Here is a 6617-nt window from a genome sequence, read left to right on the forward strand (position 1 = left end):
TAAAATAAACTGCCAGATGGGATTGTTAACGGCGTTTGGCGATCTCCTTCACAGTTTTATCTTCAGGTCGGAATTGTCATCTTTTTATACTTTGTTATCGCCTTGTTGGTATTGAGATTGAATGCAAAATTATTCGGGTACTTTGCAAATACAAAAAATAATAACTCCAGACTTCTTACCCGATGCGAGGCTTTATCATGACCTCTACCGCTATAGATAATATTGCTACTTCGGCGTTAAACGGCAGGCTCTCCATACGCGAGAAAATAGGTTACGGATTAGGTGATGCGGGTGGCACCGTTATTACCTGTCTTATCATGAATTTCCTGACCTTTTTCTACACCGATGTTTTTGGTTTAACTCCCGCTATTGTCGGCACGCTGTTTATCGCACTGCGTGTTTTTGACGCTATTTCCGATCCGTTAATGGGCATTCTGGCTGACCGAACACAAAGTCGCTTTGGCCGCTTCCGTCCGTGGCAGTTATGGGTTGCGGTGCCAATTGGCGTGATCGGTGTGTTGACGTTCACCGTGCCCGATCTCAGTTACAACATGAAAATCCTCTGGGCTTTCGGCACTTATCTTTTACTTTCCGTCAGTTACACCGCCATCAACGTACCGTATTGCGCACTGATCAACACCATGACGACGCGCCACGACGAGGTGATTTCCTGCCAGTCCTGGCGTTTTGTATTGTGCGGCGTGGCGGGTTTTTTGGTGTCGGTTGGCTTGCCGTGGCTGGTGGCAATCATCGGCCAGGGTAATGCCGCCAAAGGTTACCAGATGGGTGTCGGCATTTTGTGCGCAGTGGCGGTGGTGATGTTCCTGTGCTGCTTCTTCTGGGTGCGCGAACGGGTGCCGTTGGCGTTAATGGGCAAGTTCACGCTGCGCGAACACCTGGCGGGCTTGCGCAAAAACGACCAGTTATTGTTGAGTCTGGTGATGTCATTCTTGCTGATCAACGTCTTTAACCTGCGCGGCGGCGGCTACATGTATTTCATCACTTACGTGCTGCAAGGCAGCGCCGGTTTTGCCTCGTTGTTCTTCACCATGGTGACCTTCGCCTCGATTCTGGGTGCGGTGATCGTCAACCCGCTGGCGAAGTGGTTCGATACCGTCAAACTCTATTACTACACCAACCTGGTGCTGGCGGTACTTGCCGTTGGCATGTGGCTGTTGCCCACTGGCGCGGCGTTCCAGACATTATGGCTGGTGGTAATATTGGCCAACGGCGTGATCCTCGGCTTTACGCTGCCATTGCACTTTTCCATCATGGCGTTTGCCGATGACTACGGCGAATGGAAAACCGGCGTGCGCTCATCGGGTATGAACTTCGCCTTCAATCTGTTCTTCATCAAATTAGCCTGGGCGGCCAGTGCTGGAATCATCAGCCTGGTGTTTATTTTCGTGGCGAATCAGCCTGGCCCTGAACACCAAACGACGGCGTCGCTCTCCGGCATTACGGCGCTGGAAACCCTGCTGCCAGCCGTATTCCATTTGTTACTGGCTCTGGCTATTCGCCGTTGCCGCCTGAATAACCCGATGATGGCGCAGATTTCCACTGACTTACGTCAGCGCCATGTCCAGACCGCCTGAGGAGTTGTTATGAATCAGCCCGATGTATTACAGGAAGTTGACCTGCACAAACTGAAAGTGACCGATGCGTTTTTGGGCCAGTACCAACGGCTGGTGCGCGATGTGGTGATTCCCTATCAGTGGGATGCATTGAACGACCGCATTACCGAAGCTGACCCAAGCCACGCCATCGAAAACTTTGAGATAGCTGCAGGGCGCAAAGACGGCGAGTTTTACGGCATGGTTTTCCAGGACAGCGACGTGGCGAAATGGCTGGAAGCGGTGGCGTGGTCGCTGTGCCAGAAGCCCGATGCCGAACTTGAAAAAACCGCCGATGAAGTGATCGAACTGATCGAGGCAGCGCAGTGCGAAGACGGTTATCTGAATACTTATTTCACGGTGAAAGAACCGACGCTGCGCTGGACGAATCTCGCCGAATGCCATGAGCTTTACTGCGCCGGGCACATGATTGAAGCGGGTGTCGCGTTCTTCCAGGCAACCGGTAAGCGCCGTTTACTGGAGGTGGTTTGCCGCCTGGCTGACCATATCGACTGCGTGTTTGGCCCCGGCGTTAACCAGCTACACGGTTACCCCGGTCACCCGGAAATCGAACTGGCGCTGATGCGTTTGTATGAAGTGACCGACAATCCGCGCTATTTAAATCTGGTGAATTACTTTGTTGAAGAACGTGGCGCACAGCCGCATTTCTACGACATCGAATATGAAAAACGTGGGCGTACTTCGCACTGGAATATTCACGGCCCGGCGTGGATGGTGAAAGACAAAGCCTACAGCCAGGCACATGAACCGCTGGCCTTGCAGCAAACGGCGATTGGCCACGCGGTGCGGTTTGTCTACCTGATGGCGGGAGTAGCGCACCTGGCGCGGCTGCATAAAGACGAAGAAAAACGCCAGACCTGCCTGCGTTTGTGGGACAACATGGTGCAGCGCCAGATGTACATTACCGGCGGCATTGGCTCACAAAGCAGCGGCGAAGCGTTCAGCTCGGATTACGATTTACCAAACGACACGGTGTACGCCGAAAGCTGCGCGTCCATCGGCCTGATGATGTACGCCCGCCGCATGTTGCAGATGGAAGCTGACAGCCGCTTTGCCGACGTGATGGAACGCGCGCTGTATAACACGGTGCTGGGTGGAATGGCGCTGGATGGCAAACACTTCTTCTATGTGAATCCGCTGGAAGTGCACCCGAAAACCCTGGCGTTCAACCATATTTACGACCACGTAAAACCGGTTCGCCAGCGCTGGTTTGGTTGCGCCTGTTGCCCGCCGAACATCGCCCGCGTGCTGACTTCGCTCGGCCATTACATTTACACCCCGCAACCGGAGGCGCTCTACGTTCATTTATACGTCGGCAATGAGATGGACGTTCCAGTGGGTAACAAATCTCTGGGGCTGAAAATCAGTGGCGATTATCCATGGCATGAGCAGGTGGAAATCGCGGTGACTTCACCTCAACCCGTGCAACACACCATTGCACTGCGTATGCCGGACTGGTGCTCACAGCCGTCTGTGATGCTTAACGGTGAAGCTTGTCAGGGTGAAATTCGTAAAGGTTATTTGCACATCACGCGTATCTGGCAAGAGGGCGATCGCATCGCCATGACGTTAGCGATGCCAGTGCGCCGGGTGTATGGCAACCCGCTGTTGCGCCATGTCGCCGGGAAAGTCGCGGTGCAACGTGGTCCACTGGTCTACTGCCTTGAAGAGGCCGATAACGGTGCAGAGCTACACAACTTATGGTTGCCGAAAGACAGCACATTTAACCTGATTCAGGGCAAAGGCATTTTCGCCCACAAAGTGCTGATTCAGGCCGATGGCCTGTGCATGGCAAGCAAACAGGCTGAACAGCAGGCGCTGTATCACTACGACAAATCTCCAGTGACCGCGGAGCCAAAAAAACTGACCTTTATTCCGTGGTTTAGTTGGGCAAACCGCGGGGAAGGGGAAATGCGTATTTGGGTTAATGGCGAGTGATGAGACTTTTGTAAGGTGGATTAGCGTAAGCGACATCCACCAAAATCTTGTTATCTACTTCTGCTTCGCCAACCATACCGCTCCGAGCATTCCTGCTTTATTACCGAGTTTGCAGGGGCGAATCGGGACTTTCAGTACATCCCAAAATTTAAAGCCTTCGAGGTGGCGCTCCAGCATCGGATACAGCATTGGCTGGGTGCTGACGCCGCCACCAAGCAAAATGGCTTGTGGATCAAACAGCGATACCACGCTGTAAATGCCGCGCGCCAGGTATTTCACCCAGTTGTCGATAACGCCCTGAATATGCAGATCTGTTTCGGCACGGGCAAAAATATCTCGGCCGTTGATTTTCTCTTCGGCGGGGATGTTCATCTCACGCCGACACGCTTCCATCAGCCCTTTCGCCGAGGCAAGCTGGTGCATATCTTCGCCGTATTTGCCCACCGGCAGTACGCCAAATTCGCCCGCCCTGAAATGGGAGCCACGCATTAATTTGCGGTTGACGATAATGCCGCCGCCGATACCAGTACCAATCGTGATGCAGACCAGCGAGTCATATTCATTGCCCGCGCCCAGCCACATCTCACCGAGAGCTGCACAGTTGGCGTCATTTTCAACGGTGATCGGAAGGTCGGTCAGCGCACCGAAAATCTCCAGTAGGTTGCTGCCATCAAGAAACTCTAGCGCGCCCGCCTTAGGGACATTCCCGGTGTGTGGGTTGATGTATCCGGGGAAGCTGATAGCAATCCCGGCAATTTCATTATGCTGCCGATAACCTGCCACCACACTTTGCCAGGCATCCAGAAACAGCTGCTTGTCGTAGTGGGTGTCATATTCTTCGGCAATCAGCACCTCGCCATCTTCAGTGAACAAACCGTGCTTAACATGAGTACCGCCTACGTCGAAGCCTATAAAGAGGCGCATGAGCAATCCTTGTTGGAAAGGCAAAATTTAAGTATGTATCAAAACCAATAGCCTGCAGGTTGAATACTCCTAATCATTCGATGACTAATCCGTGACCTGTGTCGTAAAGCCTCTAAACACTGGCGAAGAAATCACCACTGCCGACTACGCTTGAGAGTGCAAACGACAAGGAGATACCGATGACAAATAATCCTCCCGATAGCCGAATTATCCCCGGCGAGTATGGTTTCCCACTCAAACTTAAACCGCGTTATGACAACTTTATTGGTGGCCAATGGGTGCCGCCAGTCGACGGCAAATACTACGAAAATCTTACCCCAGTGACCGGCCAGCCGCTGTGCGAGATAGCCAGTTCCAGTAAAGGCGATATCGATTTAGCGCTGGATGCCGCACATGACGCAAAAGCCGGTTGGGGCAGTATGTCTGTTCAGGACCGCGCCAATATCCTGTTCAAAATTGCTGACCGTATGGAACAGAACATTGAACTGCTCGCGGCGGCAGAAACCTGGGATAACGGTAAACCGATCCGTGAAACCAGTGGCGCTGACGTGCCTTTGGCGATCGACCATTTCCGCTATTTTGCTTCCTGCATCCGCGCACAAGAAGGCGGGATCAGTGAAGTTGACGGCGATACTGTGGCGTATCATTTCCACGAACCGCTTGGTGTGGTCGCGCAGATTATTCCGTGGAACTTCCCGTTGCTGATGGCGAGCTGGAAAATGGCTCCGGCACTGGCGGCAGGTAACTGCGTCGTGTTGAAGCCAGCGCGTCTGACGCCGCTGTCAGTTTTGTTGCTGATGGAGCTGGTGGGCGATTTACTGCCGCCGGGTGTTATCAACGTGGTGAATGGTGCCGGTGGTGAAATCGGTGAATATTTGGCGACCTCAAAACGTATCGCCAAAGTGGCATTTACCGGCTCGACGGAAGTCGGACAGCAGATCATGCAGTATGCGACGCAGAATATTATTCCGGTAACGCTGGAGTTGGGCGGCAAATCCCCGAACATCTTCTTTGCCGACGTGATGGATGAAGAAGACGCCTTCTTCGACAAAGCACTGGAAGGTTTCGCGCTGTTTGCTTTCAACCAGGGCGAAGTCTGTACCTGCCCGAGCCGCGCGCTGGTGCAGGAATCCATTTACGAACGCTTTATGGAACGCGCCATTCGCCGCGTTGAGTCTATCCGTAGCGGCAACCCGCTGGACTCGCGCACGCAAATGGGCGCGCAGGTTTCACAAGGGCAGATGGAAACCATCCTCAACTACATTGATATCGGTAAGAAAGAGGGCGCGGATGTGCTCACTGGCGGGCGTCGTAAAGCACTGGAAGGCGACCTGAAAGCCGGTTATTACCTCGAACCGACGATTTTGTTTGGTAAAAACAACATGCGTGTTTTCCAGGAAGAGATCTTCGGCCCGGTACTCGCTGTGACAACCTTCAAAACCATGGAAGAGGCGCTGGAACTGGCGAACGACACTGAATACGGCCTCGGCGCAGGTGTCTGGAGCCGTAACGGTAATCTGGCTTACAAAATGGGCCGTGGCATTCAGGCTGGGCGCGTGTGGACGAACTGTTATCACGCTTATCCGGCACATGCCGCGTTTGGGGGTTATAAGCAATCTGGCATCGGGCGCGAAACCCATAAAATGATGCTGGAGCATTATCAGCAGACTAAATGTTTGCTGGTGAGTTATTCCGATAAGCCGTTAGGGTTGTTCTGATAGGCGGGAAATAGGGTAGGGCGAAGGGGATTGGTGTATTCCTTTTCGCCCTGCATTGAAAATCGGTTATTTTCATTAGTCTTACAGGGTTTAGATTCCTCACCTTCAGTCAATATTAACTGTACCACCACCAATAATGCCACCGCAATCGATTGGTGCACTGGGTCTGGTGGGTAGTGGTATTTGATATTCCTTTGTTTATATTGTTTTAATAATTAATGGAGTGTAAGGGGAGCTTATGGTTTATCATAGAAAGATTTAGCATTGCGGCCATCAATTTCTATGTTTACCAAGTTAGATCTAATTGAAAACTCATTGTTCTTATTTACCCCAGTATAATCAAAGCGATCAAGAATGTGTTTGATATCATTTTCGTCATAATAATAATAGTTGCATACATATC

At 52.1% G+C, this 6617-nt stretch carries 4 protein-coding genes; 3 read left to right on the forward strand and 1 reads right to left on the reverse strand.

Features of this window, described 5'->3' with window-relative positions; genetic code table 11:
- The first annotated feature begins 197 nt into the window (after positions 1 to 197).
- Both MES37_RS14850 and MES37_RS14855 read left to right on the forward strand, forming a co-directional pair.
- Entirely contained in the window at positions 198 to 1595 is a 1398-nt protein-coding gene (locus MES37_RS14850) for an MFS transporter (RefSeq protein WP_237931862.1), read from the forward strand.
- Positions 1596 to 1604: 9 nt separating this feature from the next.
- Complete coding sequence (locus MES37_RS14855; protein WP_237931864.1) at positions 1605 to 3572, forward strand: glycoside hydrolase family 127 protein; 1968 nt, start codon at positions 1605 to 1607, stop codon at positions 3570 to 3572.
- Positions 3573 to 3626: 54 nt separating this feature from the next.
- Here MES37_RS14855 and MES37_RS14860 read toward each other — a convergent pair whose 3' ends face one another.
- Positions 3627 to 4496 (reverse strand): ROK family protein, encoded by an 870-nt coding sequence (locus MES37_RS14860; protein ID WP_064542483.1) that lies wholly within the window; start codon positions 4494 to 4496, stop codon positions 3627 to 3629.
- 179 nt (positions 4497 to 4675) lie between these two features.
- Here MES37_RS14860 and exaC point away from each other — a divergent pair, with 179 nt between their 5' ends.
- A complete protein-coding gene (gene exaC, locus MES37_RS14865) occupies positions 4676 to 6214 on the forward strand; it encodes an acetaldehyde dehydrogenase ExaC (RefSeq protein ID WP_064542486.1) in 1539 nt (512 codons plus the stop codon).
- The last annotated feature ends 403 nt before the right edge of the window (positions 6215 to 6617 follow it).

It is taken from the genome of Buttiauxella sp. S19-1 (assembly GCF_022134725.1).
Lineage (GTDB): Bacteria > Pseudomonadota > Gammaproteobacteria > Enterobacterales > Enterobacteriaceae > Buttiauxella > Buttiauxella ferragutiae.

Coding starts and splice junctions, on each gene's coding strand:
- MES37_RS14850 (WP_237931862.1), top strand. CDS start 198: ATGACCTCTACCGCTATAGATAATATTGCTACTTCGGCGTTAAACGGC.
- MES37_RS14860 (WP_064542483.1), bottom strand. CDS start 4,496: ATGCGCCTCTTTATAGGCTTCGACGTAGGCGGTACTCATGTTAAGCAC.
- MES37_RS14855 (WP_237931864.1), top strand. CDS start 1,605: ATGAATCAGCCCGATGTATTACAGGAAGTTGACCTGCACAAACTGAAA.
- exaC (WP_064542486.1), top strand. CDS start 4,676: ATGACAAATAATCCTCCCGATAGCCGAATTATCCCCGGCGAGTATGGT.